15 protein-coding genes are annotated in these 15,468 nt (G+C 55.7%); 7 read left to right on the top strand and 8 right to left on the bottom strand.

The window, feature by feature from the left end; all coding sequences use genetic code 11:
- Positions 1-11 precede the first annotated feature (11 nt).
- Positions 12-530 (bottom strand): cupin domain-containing protein, encoded by a 519-nt coding sequence (locus tag FKN99_RS12305; RefSeq protein ID WP_172118155.1) that lies wholly within the window; start codon positions 528-530, stop codon positions 12-14.
- 341 nt (positions 531-871) lie between these two features.
- Complete coding sequence (locus tag FKN99_RS12300; protein WP_172118154.1) at positions 872-1,264, bottom strand: RidA family protein; 393 nt, start codon at positions 1,262-1,264, stop codon at positions 872-874.
- A 141-nt stretch (positions 1,265-1,405) separates the two neighbouring features.
- Here FKN99_RS12300 and FKN99_RS12295 point away from each other — a divergent pair, with 141 nt between their 5' ends.
- From FKN99_RS12295 to FKN99_RS12285, 4 genes are all read left to right on the top strand, one after another.
- Positions 1,406-2,071 carry a LysR family transcriptional regulator gene (locus FKN99_RS12295; RefSeq protein WP_253927038.1) on the top strand — a complete coding sequence of 222 codons (666 nt, stop codon included), beginning with the start codon at positions 1,406-1,408 and terminating at the stop codon, positions 2,069-2,071.
- Between the two features lie 61 nt (positions 2,072-2,132).
- Complete coding sequence (locus FKN99_RS17930; RefSeq protein ID WP_253927045.1) at positions 2,133-2,318, top strand: type 2 periplasmic-binding domain-containing protein; 186 nt, start codon at positions 2,133-2,135, stop codon at positions 2,316-2,318.
- Between the two features lie 127 nt (positions 2,319-2,445).
- Positions 2,446-3,606 (top strand): FMN-dependent L-lactate dehydrogenase LldD, encoded by a 1,161-nt coding sequence (gene lldD, locus FKN99_RS12290; protein WP_172118153.1) that lies wholly within the window; start codon positions 2,446-2,448, stop codon positions 3,604-3,606.
- 133 nt (positions 3,607-3,739) lie between these two features.
- Entirely contained in the window at positions 3,740-4,936 is a 1,197-nt protein-coding gene (locus tag FKN99_RS12285) for a Bcr/CflA family efflux MFS transporter (RefSeq protein WP_172118152.1), read from the top strand.
- 59 nt (positions 4,937-4,995) lie between these two features.
- Here the strand turns inward: FKN99_RS12285 and FKN99_RS12280 are convergent, their stop codons facing one another.
- A complete protein-coding gene (locus tag FKN99_RS12280) occupies positions 4,996-5,559 on the bottom strand; it encodes a TetR/AcrR family transcriptional regulator (protein ID WP_172118151.1) in 564 nt (187 codons plus the stop codon).
- A 135-nt stretch (positions 5,560-5,694) separates the two neighbouring features.
- Here FKN99_RS12280 and FKN99_RS12275 point away from each other — a divergent pair, with 135 nt between their 5' ends.
- Together FKN99_RS12275 and FKN99_RS12270 are read left to right on the top strand one after the other, a co-directional pair.
- A complete protein-coding gene (locus FKN99_RS12275; protein WP_216658072.1) occupies positions 5,695-6,924 on the top strand; it encodes an MFS transporter in 1,230 nt (409 codons plus the stop codon).
- Positions 6,925-7,129: 205 nt separating this feature from the next.
- On the top strand, positions 7,130-8,503 hold the full coding sequence (locus FKN99_RS12270; protein WP_172118150.1) for an amidase: 1,374 nt from the start codon (positions 7,130-7,132) through the stop codon (positions 8,501-8,503).
- Here FKN99_RS12270 and FKN99_RS12265 read toward each other — a convergent pair.
- Genes FKN99_RS12265 through FKN99_RS12250 form a run of 4 tightly spaced genes read right to left on the bottom strand, consistent with a single transcriptional unit; the run spans position 8,500 to position 12,437 of the window.
- Positions 8,500-9,342 (bottom strand): ABC transporter ATP-binding protein, encoded by an 843-nt coding sequence (locus FKN99_RS12265; RefSeq protein WP_172118149.1) that lies wholly within the window; start codon positions 9,340-9,342, stop codon positions 8,500-8,502. The two genes, FKN99_RS12270 and FKN99_RS12265, sit on opposite strands and share 4 nt — an antisense overlap.
- Entirely contained in the window at positions 9,339-10,412 is a 1,074-nt protein-coding gene (locus FKN99_RS12260; protein WP_172118148.1) for a FecCD family ABC transporter permease, read from the bottom strand. The genes FKN99_RS12265 and FKN99_RS12260 overlap by 4 nt, the downstream gene beginning before the upstream one ends.
- Positions 10,409-11,485, bottom strand: a complete 1,077-nt coding sequence (locus tag FKN99_RS12255) for a FecCD family ABC transporter permease (protein ID WP_172118147.1) — start codon at positions 11,483-11,485, stop codon at positions 10,409-10,411. The genes FKN99_RS12260 and FKN99_RS12255 overlap by 4 nt, the downstream gene beginning before the upstream one ends.
- A complete protein-coding gene (locus FKN99_RS12250) occupies positions 11,445-12,437 on the bottom strand; it encodes an iron-siderophore ABC transporter substrate-binding protein (protein WP_172118146.1) in 993 nt (330 codons plus the stop codon). Before FKN99_RS12250 ends, FKN99_RS12255 begins: the two co-directional genes overlap by 41 nt.
- 210 nt (positions 12,438-12,647) lie before the next feature.
- On the opposite strand from FKN99_RS12250, the gene FKN99_RS12245 reads away from it, so the two are divergent.
- On the top strand, positions 12,648-14,774 hold the full coding sequence (locus FKN99_RS12245; RefSeq protein WP_172118145.1) for a TonB-dependent siderophore receptor: 2,127 nt from the start codon (positions 12,648-12,650) through the stop codon (positions 14,772-14,774).
- 138 nt (positions 14,775-14,912) lie between these two features.
- Here the strand turns inward: FKN99_RS12245 and FKN99_RS12240 are convergent, their stop codons facing one another.
- On the bottom strand, positions 14,913-15,425 hold the full coding sequence (locus FKN99_RS12240; RefSeq protein WP_172118144.1) for a hypothetical protein: 513 nt from the start codon (positions 15,423-15,425) through the stop codon (positions 14,913-14,915).
- Between the last annotated feature and the right edge of the window lie 43 nt (positions 15,426-15,468).

Raw genomic sequence — 15,468 nt, 5'->3', positions numbered from 1 at the left:
GCTCGCCGTTTCTATGATGATGGTTTCCACTGTGGTTGGAGTGGCCCGCCCACCGGGGCAGTCTCCGGCACGGTTACGGAAGCCACCCGCGCTTGTGCTGCCGAAAGCTCGGCCGGGTCGCCGCGCTCGTTCTCCGGGTTTTGCCCCGGTGGGTAGGCGCCGACCATGCAAAAATCGTCGTCCGCCTCTACGCAGGCATGACCCACTCCTGCGGGCAGTACCAGCACATCACCCGCGTAAAGCATCACTTCTTGGCCATTGGGGCCGCCCAGCCGCGCTCTGGCTTGGCCCTGAAAAATGCCTAGCGCCTCGTGGGCGGTGGAGTGAAAGTGGTCAAAATCATATAGGTAGTAACGCCATGCGGGCGGCCAGCCGTGCTGTTTGAACATGTTTTCAAAGGTATCGGCCCGCTCTTCTGCGCTACTGAGGTCGAGAGCCTTGCTGTATATCAGTACGGGTAGTGGGGAGTTGGGATAGCCGCTCGTTTCATCGCTATCAAAAGTGAGTGTTTCGGGCTGTGGGATGCTCACCGTGACCTCCTTGCCTATGCCTTTTTGAGATCGGTATGAAGTTTCAAGATTCTGTTTTCAAAGCTCTGTTTTCAAGACTCTGTTTTTAAAACTGTGCTTTCAAGACTGTGCTGCCGTTCTCTTGTTTGATCAGATACGCAGGGTGGGGCTTCTCGCTATCTTTGTGGGTAACCTGGCCTGCGGCCCAGTGATCAGCCCATTTCATTTCACCCACCCGCGTTGCTTGAAGTCTGCCATTGCAAAACTCCATCGCTACACACTGTTCAAGCATTGTTCGTTTTAGGCGTTTCTGCAATGTCGGTTTCTACCATCGCTTTTTCAAAAGCAGTGAATCTTCCTAGTTAGTTGGGGAGTCTCGCAATTACTTTGATTTCAAAATCGAAGCCTGCCAGCCAGTTTACGCCGACCGCCGTCCAGTTGGGGTAGGGTTTATCTGGGAACGCGCGGGTCTTGGCTTCCAGCACGGTAGTGAATTGAGCTTCAGGGTCCGTATGAAAGGTTGTGACATCGACGATATCGTCAAAGCTTGCACCCGCAGCTTCCAGCACGCTTTGCAAGTTATCGAAGGCGAGCTGAACTTGTGCGGCAAAATCCGGCTCGGGCGAACCATCTTCACGACTGCCCACCTGGCCCGATACAAACAGCAAGTCGCCCGAGCGGATGGCCGCAGAATAGCCATTTTTCTCGTAAAGTGCCTGCCTGCGTTGAGGGTAAACTGCGTTACGCGTTGCCATGTCTCTTTCTCCATCCGTTATTCAAATATCAGCTTGGCCGTTGGGTGATTTACTGTAGGCCTGCTGTCAGGCTGGATAAACAGAGAATTCTGATTAACACTGTTTGCATTTTCCAAACAATCACAGGGCGGTGTCGTTGTAATGGACCGTTTTAGTGCGATGCAGGCATTTGCTCGGGTCGTGGAGACGGGCAGCTTTACCAAGGCCGCTGAAACGCTGCATATCAGTAAAACCAGCGTGACCCAGTTAGTGCAGCAGTTAGAGGCACGGCTGCGGGTAAAGCTGCTTAACCGCACCACACGCAAGGTTAACGCGACGGCAGACGGCGCGGCCTACTACGAGCGCGTTATAAAATTGTTAGCCGATATGGATGATGCTGAAACCAGCCTCTCCAATGCGGTGGTGTCGCCTCGCGGACGGCTTAGAGTTGATGTGCCCAGCCCGTTTGCGCGAATGATTTTGATACCGGCGCTACCGGACTTCTACGCACAGTATCCTGATATTCAGCTTGATATGGGGGTTAGCGATCGCATGGTGGATTTAATTGATGAAAACGTGGATTGCGTAGTGCGTGGCGGAGAACTTACCGATTTATCGTTGGTGGCGCGCCGGATAGGGGAGCTGAGTGTTGGCATTTACGCCGCGCCCAGTTATCTGCAAAAAGCGGGGGCGCCTTCGCATCCGTCAGCGTTATCTGTCCCGCCTCATTACATCGTCGGCTTCAAGTGGCGTGCTGGTTTGGCTTCCCTCTATACCCTTCACCACGAAACAGAGAGCGTTAGCGTTCAAGGGCACTATAGGATATGATGGCAGTGCAGCGCTTGCGGCAGGTTTGGCGGGGCTGGGCACGATTTTGTTGCCTGATTACATGGTCCGGGAACACGTTGCACGCGGTGAGTTAGTGCCCTTATTCGAAGAGTGGCACCTGGACCCTATGCCGATGTTCATCGCATTTCCGCCCAATCGGCATGTAAGCGCTAAGCTACGTGTGTTCATTGATTGGGTTGTTGCGCTAATGAATGAGCGTGAGCTGGGGCATAAACCAAACCGCTAATAGACTAAAGTTCAGCGCAGCGAATGGCTATAGAAGTGGCGTAACTTGGTACGCTAGTTGGGATTGGTATCAAGATTTCAAACATACGCTCACTTCTCCGTTTCCCGTGTCGAGTTAAGGCGAATTCATGATCATTTCAAGCCCTTCTGATTACCGGCAAGCCGCCAAGCGGCGTGTTCCTCGTTTTTTGTTTGATTACCTTGATGGCGGCTCGGTCACGGAAAGCACGCTGCGCAGCAATGTGGAGGCGTTGCAGGCTATTCCTTTACGTCAGCGCGTGCTGCAGGGGGGCGGGACGCCGTCGCTTGAAACCGAAATTTTAGGCAGCCAGTGGAAAATGCCGGTTGCGCTGGCACCGGTGGGCGCCACGGGCATGTATGCTCGGCGCGGCGAAGTGCAGGCTGCGCGCGCGGCAGAAAAGGCGGGGATTCCCTATACGCTCTCCACCGTTTCGGTTTGCTCGATTGAGGAAGTGGCGAAAAATGCCCACGGCGAGCAGTGGTCTCAGCTTTATGTGCTGAAAGATCGCGGCTTTATGAAAAATGCCCTGGAGCGCGCTTGGGAAGCAGGCATGAAAACGCTAGTGTTTACCGTGGATATGCCGCTGCCGGGTTCGCGCTACCGTGACCGTCGCTCGGGTATGTCAGGCCCCAATGCCAAGCTGCGCCAGTACGCTCAGGCAATCACCCACCCGCAGTGGGCGTTTGATGTAGGGCTTAAAGGCAAGCCGCTGTCGTTCGGTAACATCGAGGCCTACACCGGGCGCGAAATGAACATGGACGACTACATGGGCTTTCTGGCGAAAAACTTTGACCCCTCCATTAGCTGGAGTGAGCTTGAGTGGATTCGTGAGAGCTGGAAGGGCAAGCTGATCATCAAAGGGCTGTTGGATAAAGAGGATGCGCGAGATGCGGTACGAATGGGGGCCGACGGTATCGTGGTGTCCAACCACGGTGGGCGCCAATTAGATGGGGCTATTTCCACTGCTCAGGCCTTGCCACATATTGCCGAGGCCGTGGGCGATGAACTGACGGTACTGGCGGACTCCGGCGTGCGCTCTGGGCTTGATGTGGTGCGTATGCTGGCGCTAGGCGCCCAGGGCGTTCTACTGGGCCGTGCTTACGTTTACGCCTTGGCCGCACGGGGCGAGCAGGGCGTTTCCCATCTGCTGGATCTAATCGCCGCTGATATGCGTGTCACCATGACGTTGATCGGCGCCAACTCGCCCGCCGAGATCAACTCAAGCCACTTGGATGCTGTGGTTAAAGAGATGAAAAGGAGCGAGTAGCACACGCGGACTGTTTGATGGCCCAACGTGGTGGCTTGGTAGCCACTTCCAGGCGAATATTGGCTGATGATGGAGTCAATCGGTATCATATTATGAATGCTGCCATCATTAAGCCATCTTACCGCGAGCTTCTATGACCCAATCTAAAACGCCCTTCATTGTGGTACTGAGCCTGGCATTGACCATGATGCTGGGTCCGTTTTCCATGGATACGTACTTGCCGGCCTTTCCGGTCATTGGCGAGTCGCTGGGGATATCTCAGCAGGCCGTATCGTTAAGCGTTTCGGTGTATGTGTTCGCGATGGCAGTGGGGCAGCTCATTGGAGGGGCGCTTTCGGACCGCTTCGGTCGCCAGCGTGTATTGATGAGCGGGCTGGCAATTTTTGCGCTCGCAAGCATTGTCATCGGCATGGCGGAATCCTTGAACACTCTGCTTAGCGGGCGGGCCGTTCAAGCCATTGGCGCGGGTTTGACGCTGGTGTCGGTACCGGCACTGGTGCGCGACCGGGTGGCGGGCCGTGATGCCGCGAAGCTGTTCTCGATGATGGGTTTTATCATGGTGCTGGCGCCGGGTATCGCCCCGAGCGTTGGCAGTGCGATTTTGGCGGTGGGTTCCTGGCACAATATTTTCTTTGCCTTGGCGGTTTACGCGGTGCTGCTGGTGCCGTTACTGGTGCGGGTGCTTTTTTCCGGGAAGGGCAAAGTATCGCGATCGAAAAGCCCCAAGATGAGCCTGCTGGCACGTTACAAGCTGGTGCTGTCGACGAAACCAGCCTTACCGTTTATCGCTTGGCAGGCCGCCTCCTTCTCCACCCTGATGATGTTCATTACCTACGCTTCCTTTATCTATCAGGGACACTTCGGCCAGTCGCCCTCAAGCTTTTCGATGCTGTTTGCGGCTAACATCGTCGCGATGCTTTTCTTCAATATTTGCAACCGTGTACTGCTTTCCAGAATATCGTCGCTGCGTATTCTGCAGTTGGCAACGGGCTGCCAAGCGGTCGGCATTGTATTGTTAGTGATGGCTGCCTTTATGGAGTGGCCAATGTACGCTTTCCTGTTCGCCATGATGCTGACCATCGGCACAGTAGGGGCGATCTCGCCCAATATTCAGGCCTGCTTTTTGGAGTTTTTCCCCACTAGCAGTGGTACCGCCGCCGCGCTTTTGGGCGCCGCCCAGTTCGGTATCGCCGGGATTTTGAGCGCCCTGTCTGCCATGCTGCCGCATACGCTTGAAGCGGTGGTGTTGGCCATGGCCGCCTGTAGCTCGGTCGCGTATCTGCTGCTTGCCCGCTCAATTATCAAAGGGCGTGCCGCGGTCGAGGCGTAATGAGCCCAACAGCGCCCTTGCCAAAAGCCCCGTGTTATCCAGAACACGGGGCTTTTTTATTAAGCATCTGCTGAGCTTACTAATTGTTCGAAAAGTGCTTCTATGGCCTGCGCAGTCGGTGTTTCGTTGGCAAACAGGATGCGGTACATCAGAGGCGCCACCACTATTTGGGTGACCCGCCCTATATCCATCGGCTGCTCTCCTCTGGCGAGGCCGCGTTCGTTTATTACTTCGATCTGCTGACGCAAGAAACCATCACATTTACCTGCGCTGGTATGGCCTTCTGTGCCTAGAACATCGCGGAGCATCGCCCGCCCTGGGGCTGATGACATCTCCTCAAAGTACTCAACAAGCCAGGCTAACAAGTCGCTACGCAAACTTCCCGTATCGGCTGGCGGCTGCTCCGGCTGTAGTTGCTCGACGGCAACGTCGGCCAGTAACTGGGTAAGGTCACCCCAGCGACGGTAGATCGTCGAGGGGGTGACGTCAGCGCGTGTGGCGATGGCGGGCACCGTAAGCCCGGCCCGGCCTTGTTCTTGTTGCAGATCTCGAACGGCTTGATGAACGGCAGCCTGAATACGAGCGCTGCGGCCACCTGGACGGGGGGTGGGTTTGTTGGTCATGTGTTCCTTCAGTACTTATTCGTCAGTACGGTTTCGTCGGTACGGTGCAATAAAACACTAAAGCAAAATATTTGCGTTAGTGTTTTGTTGAGTTTATGCTCTTTAAAGCTAATATTTTGCCTTTTGGGAGAGATCATGTCCATCAACGTTTCTGATACTGTCCGCCGTTCCTCTAGCTGGAGTCTGTCTCCCGCCCGTACCGTTTTCCTGCACACAGCGATAATGATTGCCTTTTTAGCAGCATCGAGTGCACCTACCCCGCTGTACCAACTTTATCAGCAGCAGTGGAGCTTTAGCGCAACACTGCTGACGGTGGTTTTTGCCACTTACGCGCTGGCTTTGCTTTTGGCACTGCTGGTGACGGGGAGGCTGTCCGATCATATTGGTCGACGTCCGGTTATTGCCATGGCGTTGTCGCTACAGATCATCGCTATGGTGGTTTTTTTGGGTGCGGCCGGGCCGGGTTGGCTGATTGGTGCGCGCGCTCTGCAAGGCTTTGCCACGGGTATGGCCACTGCAGCAGTTGGCGCGGCGATACTCGATGTTAGTCGGGAGAGGGGGGCTGTGATTAACAGCATCTCACCACTGCTTGGTATGGCAGCCGGCGCGCTAGGCAGTACCTCGTTGGTCGTGTTGGCGCCCGATCCGCTGCACATGGTGTACGCGTTGCTGCTGGCTATTTTTCTGGTGATGCTGGGCTTGATTTGGCTGGCACCAGAGACGGTGACATATCGCCCGGGTGCATGGGCAAGCCTGAAACCACGCATTACCGTGCCGCTGCAAGCGCGCAAAACGCTGTTATCTGTCACTCCTGCAAACGTGGCAGTGTGGATGCTAGGTGGTTTTTATCTATCGCTTATGCCATCGCTGATCGTTGACGTTACGCATGTGAGCACGCCATGGCTGGGTGGTCTTGTCGTCGCAGCGCTAACGCTCACCGGCGCCACAGCGGTTCTGGCGGCTCGCAAGCTGAGCTCTTTTACAACCCTCTTGTCTGGCGAACTTGCCTTGGTCGCAGGGCTGGTTGTCATTTTGGTCGGGGCTAACCAGGGAAACGCTGTCTTGCTGTTGGCCGGGTCGGTCATTGCGGGGTTTGGGTTTGGCGCGAGCTTTCTCGGGGCTGTACGCAGTGTCCTGCCGTTGGCTGAGCCCCATGAACGTGCCGCGCTGATGGGCGTGTTCTATATCGAAAGTTATCTGGCCCATAGCGTGCCCACGATGGCTGTCGGCTTCCTGGCGCAGAAGGCCGGCTTGCTGGCCGCGGTCAATATCTATGGTGCGGTGATCACTGCACTGGCCTTGCTCGCCATTATCCTGCTGCTTATGCAAGCGCGCACTTCAATGAAGAAAGGAAATCAAGCATGACTGTTCAAAATGTCTCTCCTATGTCCGCCGAGGAAACCCTGGCTCTGGCTACTAGCCTAGGGCTGCCCCTGGACTCTGAACGTGCGCCACTGATTGCGGGTGTACTGCATCACATACACACGGTCATTGCCCGGCTCGACGAATTACCTATTGATGAATCATGCACTCCTTCATTTGCCTTTGATGCTAGCCAGGGGAACAAGCCATGCTAAACCCATTAAACCTGACACTGGCCCAAGCCAGTGCCGCCATCGCGGCACGCGAACTGTCGCCAGTAGAATTGGTGGATGCGGCCTTGGCGCGTATTGGTGCGCGAGAGCCCGAGATCAACGCTTTTGTATCTGTATGGGAAGAAGCCGCCCGTGTGCAGGCGCTTGAGGCCGAGCGAGACATTCAACATGGCCGTTACCGTGGGCCGCTGCATGGCATTCCTATCGCGCTGAAAGACTTGTTCGATGTTGCTGGCCAACCCACCACTGCCAGCTCCCGTGTTCGGGACGGACACCTGGCCGAGGCCAACAGCGCAGTAACGGATGCCTTGCTGCGTGCCGGCGCCATACTCCTGGGCAAGACCCATACGCATGAGTTCGCTTTCGGCCTGACCACACCACAAACGCGCAATCCGCTTGATCCACAGCGCACGCCGGGGGGCTCCAGTGGGGGCTCTGCAGCAGCGGTTGCCTATGGCGGCGCCTGGGCAGCCATGGGAACCGATACCGGTGGCTCGATTCGGGTGCCCGCAGCACTTTGCGGGTTAGTCGGGTTCAAGCCAACGTATGGCTTGGTTTCTCGCCACGGCACTATGCCCCTGGCCTGGTCGCTCGATCATGCGGGCCCTATGGCACGCACGGTAGAGGATGTTGGCCTGTTATTGCAGGCAGTGATGGGCTTTGATGCGCGCGACCCCGCTAGCCGTACTCCTCCTGCCTCTTTCGATATCAATGCACAGTCGAGTGTGCATGGGTTGCGTGTTGGTATCCCACGCAACTATTATTTTGACCACGTTGCGGAGCCAGTCGCCGCGGCTGTTAGGCGTGCGGCAGCGCATCTGGAACAACAGGGCGCCGTGCTGGTGGAGGTGGATATTCCGCTGGCTGACTACCTCATCCCGACTCAATGGGGCCTGATGGTGGCCGAGGCAGCAACCGTACACGCCAAGGACATACGTCAATCAGCATCGCTATACGGTGATGATGTACGCACCTTGCTCGAAGCCGGACAACTGCTGTCAGCAGGCGATTATTTGAAGGCGCAGCGTGCCCGGAACCTCATTGCTAAGCGCTGGGGCTCTCTGTTTTCAGACATCGATGTTCTACTGACACCCACCGTGCCCCAGACAGCAGCACGCTTGGAGCAGGATACGTTTGATTGGGAAGACGGCAGCCAAGAGAGTGTCGCCGAAGCGTATGTGCGCTTATGCGCACCCGCCAATGTGACCGGACTACCCGCGCTGACGGTGCCATTTGGTAAGGATCATCAAGGGCTGCCCGTGGGGGTCCAGATCATGGGTAAGGCATTTGATGACGCCAAAGTGCTACAGGTTGGGCGGGCCATTGAGCAGCCTCTTTCCCCCACTTAACCGGCCTGTGTCTCTCTATCGGCAGTGGGTGCGTGCTTACGCTTGCGCGTCCCATGCCGCCCCAGCGGTATCATCATGGGTTTTCCCGTGACCGGGTCGTCGATGACCCGGCTTTCCAGGTCAAATACGTCGCGTACCATCTGTTCGGTAAATACGTCTTCCGATGGGCCAACGGCGTAGATGTTGCCGTTAGCCATGGCGACTAGCTTGTCGGCGTAGCGGGCGGCCAGGTTCAGCTCGTGAAGCACCATCACAATGGTGGTGCCGCGCGTTTGGTTTAAGTCGGTGAGCAGGTCGAGCACTTCGATCTGGTGGTTGATATCCAGAAAGGTCGTGGGCTCGTCCAGCAGTAACACATCAGTTTGCCGAGCAAGGGCCATGGCGATCCACGCCCGCTGGCGCTGCCCGCCGGAGAGTTCTTCTACGGCGCTGTCGGCTAGGTTGGCCATGTGAGTCGCGCTTAAAGCATCGGCCACGGCGGCTTCATCGGTAGTGCTCCAGCGTTGGAAAAGCCCTTGATGCGGGTGGCGGCCGCGGCTCACCAGCTCCAGCACGGTAATGCCTTCTGGCGCGATAGGCGACTGAGGCAGAAACCCCAGCTGTTGCGCCAAGCGGCGGGCGGGGAGCTTATGAATGGCGTTACCATCCAGCACCACGTTGCCTTGCTCCGGTGTCAGGAGCCGCGAAAGCACGCGCAACAGCGTCGATTTTCCACAGGCGTTAGCGCCCACAATAGCGGTTGTTTGCCCCGCTTGAACGGTTAGGCTGACGTCATTAAGAATGGTCCGTTCGCCGTAGCCTGCGGTCAGGTGTTGGGCGATTAGCGACGAAGCGCTCATAGGGTGCCTCTGCTTTTATTGTCGCGAGTAATCAGGTAAACGAGATAGGGGGCGCCTAATACGCCGGTCACAATGCCGACCGGATAGCGGGCAGGTAGTAAAAACTGGCCCGCGTAGTCTGCCAGAAGCACCAGCAGCGCGCCTACCAGCGCAGAAGGAATCAATAGCGAGCCGTTGCGCCCCACTAAACGTGCCGCAATGGGGCCGGAAAGAAACGCCACAAACGCAATCGGGCCGGTTACCGCAGTGGCACAGGCGACAAGTGCCACGGCGGTAATTACCACAGTAATTCGCGTTAGGGCTAAACGAACACCCAGCCCTACCGCGATATCGTCGCCCATGCGCAGGGTTTCCAGGTCACGGTGGCGGCTTGACAACAGTCCGCCAAACAGTAGCAGGGCGATAAACAGCGGCAGTGCCTGGTCAAGCTGCACACCGTTAAGGCTACCCGCCATCCAGCGCAGTGCTTCCTGTAGTGACCAACTGGGCGCACGCATTAAAAGGTACGCCGTAACGCTTTGTAGCATCGCGGCCAGGCCAATGCCGATGAGAATTAATCGAGCGCCGGTTACGCCTTGCTGCCAGGAGAGCCCGTAGATTAACAGCGCCACGCCTAGCCCCGCCGCAATCGCAAGGATCGAAACCGCCGTGCCGCTGAGCGATAGCACCACAATGGCAAACACCGCGCCGGTGTTCGCGCCGGTACTAATGCCGATAATGTCGGGGCTTGCCAGCGGGTTACGCAGTAGGGTTTGAAAAGCGACACCGCCCAGTCCAAAACAGGCACCTGCCAGCACCGCAACCACGGCCCTTGGTAAGCGTAATTCTCGCACGGTAAAACTGGCCCCGGGCACCTCAGCACCACCCAGAATGCGCAGCACCGTGGTGAGTGGCGTAAAGGATTGCCCGAGCATCAAGGTCAACACTACGCCTGCCAGTAAACAGGCGGCCAATACCGCAAGTATCCGCCCCCGGCGCTTGGCGTGTGCCCGCCGCATCTGCCCGTAAGGACGGTGCCCATGGCGTTGAGAGGGGGAGGAAGGAGTGGCGTTATAAGAGGGCGGGTTCATAGCGCGCTTACTTTGCGGTTGCGTACGATCCAGATAAACACGGGGGCACCGATAAAGGCGGTAACGATGCTCGCATCAAGCTCCGCAGGATGCGCTACCAGCCGCCCCACCACATCTGAAAACGTTAACAGCACGGCGCCACCCAGGGCGGAAAACGGCAATAGCCAGCGGTAGTCACCGCCGACTAACAGGCGGCAGGCATGCGGTACCACCAGCCCGACAAAGCCGATGGGGCCACAGATAGCCGTAATCGGGCCGCATAGCAGTACCGCGCCCACCGCCGACATGGCTCTGGCGACGGCGACTTTTTCGCCCAGGCCCGCAGCGGCATCGTCGCCCAGTGCCAGCAGGTTGAGCTTGCGCGCGGCGAGTAACGTGATCACAAAACCTGCGAGCAGAAAAGGCAGTACGGGCATGATCTGGTCGTACGTCGCGCCGCCAATGCCGCCCACCAGCCAGGACTGCGCCAGCCCCGCAATATCGCCGCGTGGCAGTATAACGGCCGTCGCCAGCGAGCTTAACGCCGCCGTCGTAGCGGCCCCGGACAACGCCAACCTGAGCGGTGTAGCGCCCCCGCGGGCCAGGCTGGCAATAGTGTAAACCGCCACGGCGGCAAGCCCGGCACCCAGAATAGCCGTCCAGATGTAGGGCGTGGTTTCATCAATCCCAAACCACGCGATCCCTATTACAATGGCCAGTGCTGCACCGGCGTTAACGCCTAACAGGCCGGGGTCGGCAAGCGGGTTACGGGTAAGCCCTTGCATAACGCCTCCCGATACAGCGAGTGCCGCGCCCGCAAGCACTGCCAGTAGAGTACGCGGCAAGCGACTCGCCACGGCGGCATCGCCAATGGTTTCTACCTGCCCGCTTAGCGCTGCCACTATCTCTGGCCAACCCACAGTGCGAGCGCCAAACGCTACAGAAAGCGTTAGCGCCAACGCAAGCAGCGCCAGCAGCAGTAGGCCTCCAGCAAGGCGCGTGCCTCGCTTTTTACGCTGCCGGGTAACGCTAGCGGCTGGCGCAGTAACGACGCTACTCTGCGTGGCGTGCGGCTTCTGAGAGCAGGTCAGCATAATCGTCTAATAACCATGAAATCGACATGGGTGTCGGGTTGGCCGCAGTACCCAGCGGACTATTGTCGAGCAGCACAATGGCGCCGTTTTCAACGACTGGCAGCCGAGAGGTCAACGGATGGGCTTCGAGCTGTTCAATCAGCGTTTGTCCGCCGTAGGTGACCAGAATATCCACGTCTGCCAGTTGGTCGATTAGCTCAGCGCTGATTTCGCCTGAAAACGTGCCCGGTGCCGAGTTGGCTTGAACGATTTCTGGCGAGACCAGCCCCAGGTCATGGAAGAATCGCACTCGCGCATCGTTATCGGTGTAGAAAGAGATACGCCCCAGGTTGGTGGGGTCGAGGTGCGTCACGAACATGGCTGTCTTGCCCTCTAGTTCGGCATGCGCCTGGGCAGTGTCAGCAATTTGGCGTTCAAGACGTTCAATCAGTGCCTGGCCTTCGTCGGACATGCTCATGCCAGCGCTATTGAGAAGAATCATATCGCGCCAGTCTGTCGCCCACGGGCCTTCGGAGTAACCGATGACGGGGGCAATTTGGCTCAAGGTGGTGTAGTCCGCTTGGCTAAGCCCTGAATAGGCCGCAAGGATTACATCAGGTTGACTGGCCGCAACGGCCTCAAAATCAATGCCATCACCTTCATCGAACAGGGCGGGGGGCGCTACTTCAAGTTCTTCAAGCCGGGCTTCCACCCAAGGGAGCAAACCGTTGCCGTTGGTATCGCCAAAGTTGGCGGCAGCAAAGCCGACCGGTACAACGCCTAACGCCAGCGGCACCTCATGGTTCGCCCATGCCACGGTGGCGATCCGTTCGGGTTTTTCCTGAAGGATGGTGGTGCCAAGGGCGTGTTCGATTTCTAGCGGGTACTCTTGGGCGCTTACGGACGTAGCGCCGAGGCTGCACGCCGCCAGAAGCGATACGCAAACGGATATGCTCTTACGCAACAATGCCATAGCTTCCTCTAAAGCTTTAGTTCTGATAATCGATAGTCTTGGATTTGATGGTCATTATGAAATGTGGTTAGTATAAAACAGGTTCTAAATAATTATGATTTACATTACCATTATTGGCTACTCCAGACCACCTCCGGATACTCTCACGGGCTTTTTTACAAAAATCATCAGGCGGCGGGGCGGGTTTATTCACTTCCAGGGATCTTGAACATGTTTGACAGCACTAGCACAGTCTGGCCCAACACGAATCGACTACGGTGGCAGCAGACCACTACCGCCATACTGTGCGGCACAACGCTCATCACGATTCCCATGATCGGGAATGCACAGGAAGCAGGCGACGGTAATGGCAATAACGGGGACTATCGCCTCGCCCCGATTATCGTTAATGCTCAGGCTTATGCTGATGATGATGCCAACTCGATAGTGGCTCAAGAACTATGGGTGGGCGGTAAGGTCGCCACCAGTCTTCTCGATACGCCCGCCTCCGTATCGGTCATTACTGAAAAAGAGATTGAGCAGCGAAACGCCTCTACCACTGAAGAAGTCTTGCAATATACGCCAGGAGTTATCACCGGTTACTACGGCACGGATGACCGTAACGACTATTTCAAGATCCGGGGTTTCCAGGCTACCACCTATCGTGACGGGCTTACGCTAGGCTCAATGCGCGGTGTTCGTGAGGAACCGTTCGCCTATGAGCGGGTTGAAGTATTACGTGGGGCCAACTCCACACTTTTCGGCCCAGCCGACCCGGGTGGCTCGGTCAACTTCGTGAGCAAACGACCCAAATTTGAAAGCTTTGGTGAAGGGTATCTATCTTATGGGTCATTTGATCACAAAGAGGCCGGTATTGATGTTGGCGACATATTGAATGCTGATGGGACGTTGGCCTACCGCTTCACCGGCACTATCAAGGACAGTGATCGTGAGTATGATCATTCCAAAGATAACCATGGCTTCTTGATGGGGGGCTTGGCTTGGGAGCCAACAGAGTACACCTCAGCGAGCGTCATATTCGATTATTTAAAGCGGGATGACACCCCTAATAGCGGCGGTTACCCACTCGACCGGGAGTATGATCGTAGCGTCTTTTTTGGCGAGCCTGATTTCAACTATCATGATGTTGAGCGTACCAGTGTTACTGGGCAACTCATCCATGATTTCAATAACGGGCTGATTCTACAAAGTAATCTGCGCTATAGCGATCTGAAGGACGACTTCGGTTACGTCTATATCACTGATTCTGCAGCGCGAGTAGGCAGCGTGTTGGATCGCGATTATTTCGGTTCCGACAGCAAAGCACGGGAATTGATCGGTAATGCTCTCCTGCAATACGATGCTCGCTTTGACTGGTTCGATAGCAGCACTATTGCGGGGGTAGAGTATCGTGATGCTTCAACTGAGGACAGTTCCTTTTTTGGAGACTCAGCGCCTATCGACATTGCAAACCCTGTATATAGTGGCGGTCCAACCAGCCTGAACGTTTACAGTAGCAACAAGCAGGACTACACGACCAAATCGGTTTTCTTGACGCAAAATTTGTCTTTCTATGATCGCTTCATTGTCACTGGGGGCGTGCGCAATGATTCCTTGGATATCTCTAGTGAAGATAGGGATGGCGTTACCACGTCTGATGATTTTTCTGAAACTTCCGTTCGCGGAGCACTGACCTATCGAATCACTGATGAAATTTCTACCTATATCAGTATGGTGGAATCGGTTGCACCACCTTCTATAGGTGTTAAGCCTGAACGGGGCGAACAGTATGAAATTGGTGCGAAATACGCGCCCTTCGGTACAAATGCGCTGTTCTCTGCAGCGATCTACGACCTGACCAGAAATGACGTCACTATCTCGGTAACGCAGGATAATGGGGTGATTGAACGGGAAACTGTTGGTGAATCCCGTGTAAAAGGCCTTGATCTGGAAGCGAAAGTTGAGTTGTCTGATAACTTGAGCTTAATCGGCGGCTATTCCTACATGGATTCAGAGGTAGTGCGCGACGACAATACATCCAGGCAAGGAAATGAATTTGCCATTGCTCCGAAGCATTCAGCTTCTCTTTGGGGATATTATACGCTGCCTGCCACTCCTATGAGTGTCGGTCTGGGTGCTCGTTACACAGGCACCTATTACTACGATGTAGGCAATACATCCAAGAGTGATGCCACAACGCTCTATGATGCGGCCTTAAGTTATCAAATCGTCGAAAACACTGACCTCACTGTTAACGTTAGCAACCTGTTTGATGAGCAGCACGTCGTTGGGTCAGCCACAGCTAACTACTATAATCCGGGGCGTGAAATTACCGCAAAAGTCAGTTACCAGTGGTGATGTAATCTCAGCATATTGCATTACAATGCGCTAATGCCTTAATACGCCCCGACCTGGATCGGGGCGTATTTTTTGCTAATAGTAATTTGTTTTTTTATTGATTAACGCTGACCGAGTTAGTGTCTTTTAAGTGTACCGTTATATATTCAGGTCCGGTTCAGGCTTGTTCGCGTCTATTGTCGTCGGAACATTACTCTCCAGTGCAGCCAGCGCAATTTTATAGCAATCCTCAACATGGCTGTTGCCCATATACTTCATCGCCGTGAAGCTGATGCCCCCCGCCACGGCGCTGCCGACAAAGGGTACATATTTAGCCACACCGGTGGCGGCTACTTTGACGCCCATCTTTTGAAGCAGCGATACCACCAGTTTTTTGGTGATGTACTTTCCGGCCATCTTGCTGCCGACATTGGAAATAGCGGTCATCACCATCACTTTTGATTCGGTATCCAGACCTTCGATTTGCTCGGGCGTTAAGCCGAATTTATCGTTTATTTTAGGAATGAGCCTTAGCAATATGGCAACGTCTGACCCGATATCCACGCCGGGAATGGGGATGATCGCTGTGCCAGCAGAAAGGCTGGAGCTTCTTGTCACCATTGAGTGGCAGGTCTTTCTGATGGCTTCTAGCTCTTCGCGTGATTCGATCATTTAAAAGTCCTTTTTACGATGCGCTAACACCATTGTAGTCGAT

The sequence above is a fragment of the Halomonas hibernica genome (genome assembly GCF_013183775.1).
GTDB classification, from domain to species: Bacteria; Pseudomonadota; Gammaproteobacteria; order Pseudomonadales; family Halomonadaceae; genus Vreelandella; species Vreelandella citrativorans.
Note: the sequence above shows the minus strand (reverse complement) of the source record. Positions and strands in the feature narration are given on the sequence as shown.